This is a genomic window from Sphingopyxis sp. (genome assembly GCF_036402335.1).
Classification (GTDB): Bacteria; Pseudomonadota; Alphaproteobacteria; order Sphingomonadales; family Sphingomonadaceae; genus Sphingopyxis.
This window is the reverse complement of the sequence record NZ_DASWTD010000464.1, coordinates 1-2,093: the sequence shown is the minus strand read 5'-3', so window position 1 is coordinate 2,093 and position 2,093 is coordinate 1. Positions and strand designations below refer to the sequence as shown.

At 63.9% G+C, this 2,093-nt stretch carries 1 protein-coding gene; it reads left to right on the top strand.

The window, feature by feature from the left end:
- Positions 1–354: 354 nt before the first annotated feature.
- Positions 355–2,093 (top strand): NAD(P)-binding domain-containing protein (locus VGD20_RS15085; protein ID WP_331135231.1); only part of this gene is annotated, 1,739 nt, incomplete at its 3' end.

Below are 2,093 nucleotides of genomic sequence, written 5' to 3'. Positions count from 1 at the left end.
TTGTGCACCCCGGCGAAAGCCGGGGCCCAGTGCGGAAAAGCGCAAGGTTAGTGTTGGAATTCTGGGCCCCGGCTTTCGCCGGGGTGCACACTCAACTGTCCGCAACCGGTCGTTTGCTGTCAGTGGGGAGCCTCGGAACGTCGCGAGCTGCGAACGTCTCGCAGTTCTGCCTCTCCGGTTGACCTTGGCTCGCTTTCAGGGGCATAGCTTTGCGTCCAGGACATAAGTCCGGGTCGCATCCGTTATGAAATCGCCGGGGGGCTGGCGAGAGGGGGGAAGGATGCCCGTGCGCGCGTTCGTCAGCATCTCGGCCGGTGACCAATATGATGGCCAGCGCCGCCTGCCGGTGCGTGCATGAGCGATCCGGTCCCCCTTGATCGCGTGAAGGTCGCGATCATCGGGTCGGGGCCAGCGGGGCTCAGCGCCGCATCGCGCGCCGCGCAGCTCGGGCTCAGCCACATATTGCTCGAAAAGACCGACCATCTGTCGGACACGATTTTCAAATATCAGAAGGGCAAGCGCGTGCTCGCGACGCCCGAACGGCTTGATCTCCGTTCCGACTGCCGCTTCGCCGAGGGCGCGCGTGAATATATTCTCGGCAACTGGGACGAGGACGCCGCAAACAACAAGGTGAATGTCGCGTATCACGCCGAAGTCGCCGAAGTGACCGGCGCGAAGGGTGCGTTCGCGATCAAGACCGCCAGGGGCGACGTCTTCCACGCCGAGAATATCGTGCTGGCGATCGGCACGCAGGGCAATCCGAACCGGATGCGCTGCGAGGGCGCCGACCTGCCGCACATCATCTATCAGGTCGACGATCCCGAGGATTTCAAGGACAGGCATATCACCGTCGTCGGGTCGGGCGACGCGGGGATCGAGAATGCGCTCGGCGTCGCCGAGGAGGCGCTCGAAAACACCGTCACCATCCTCAACCGCTCGAAGGATTTCGCGCGCGCCAAGGCGAAGAATGTCGCCGATATGACCGAGGCGGGCGAGAACGGCTTCATGTCGATCCGCACCGAGACGCAGCCGAAGAAGGTCGAGCCCGGCTGGCTGACGCTCGAAACCCCGACGGGCGAGGAAAAGATCGAATGCGACGTGATCGTCGCGCGCCTCGGGTCGGTTGCGCCGCGCGGGTTCGTCGAGTCGATGGGGATCGAGTTTACCGGCCCCGACCGTGAGGCCTTTCCCAAGCTGTCGCCGACCTTCGAGACGACGGTCCCCGGCCTCTATGTCATCGGCGCGCTCGCGGGCTATCCGCTGATCAAGCATTGCATGAACCAGGGCTATGACGTCGTCGAGTTCATCAATGGCAACAGTGGCCTGACCCCGGCCGACGAAAAGGATCTGGCGGCGATATTCGCTGGGTTACCGGAAAAGAAGTCGGTGAGCGAATGGCTGGAATATCTGCGCAAGCGGGCCACCATCTTCGGTGACGTCTCGCCGCTTCAGATGCGCGAGTTCATGCTCGATTCGAAGGTAGCCTTTTATCGCAAGGGCGACGTGGTGTTCGAAAAGGGCGAGCCGGGATCGTCGCTGTTCGCGATTGCCGACGGCCATGCCGAGGTCGAGGTCGGCCCCGGCGTCACGGTGCCGATCGAGCAAGGCTCGATCTTTGGCGAGGTCGGGTTGATCTCGGGCCGAAAGCGCGGCGCGACGATCCGCGCGGGCGAGGACAGCATCTTCGTCGAGGTGTCGCGCACCGCCGCGCTCAAACTGATGGCGGCGGTGCCGGGCGCAAAACGCGTGATCAACCGCATCTCGCTCGAACGCCAGCTGCTCCAGATATTCAAGGGCGGGCTGACCGTTCAGGATCTGGCGGAGGTCGTCGATACGGCCGAGGTCGAGCGCGTGCCGGCGGGCAAGATCGTGTTGACCGAGGGCGAGCAGGGCGACGATGTCTACGTCATCCGGTCGGGGTCGATGGTCGTCGAGAAGGATATCGGCGGCAAGCCGATCTTCCTCCGCTACCTGCCCGCGGGCAGCTTCTTCGGCGAAATGGGCGTGCTCAGCGGGCAACCCAGAAATGCCACGGTGAAGGCGGCGGTCGGCAGCGAGGTGATCAAGCGGACCGGCGAGAGCTTCCGCAAGAT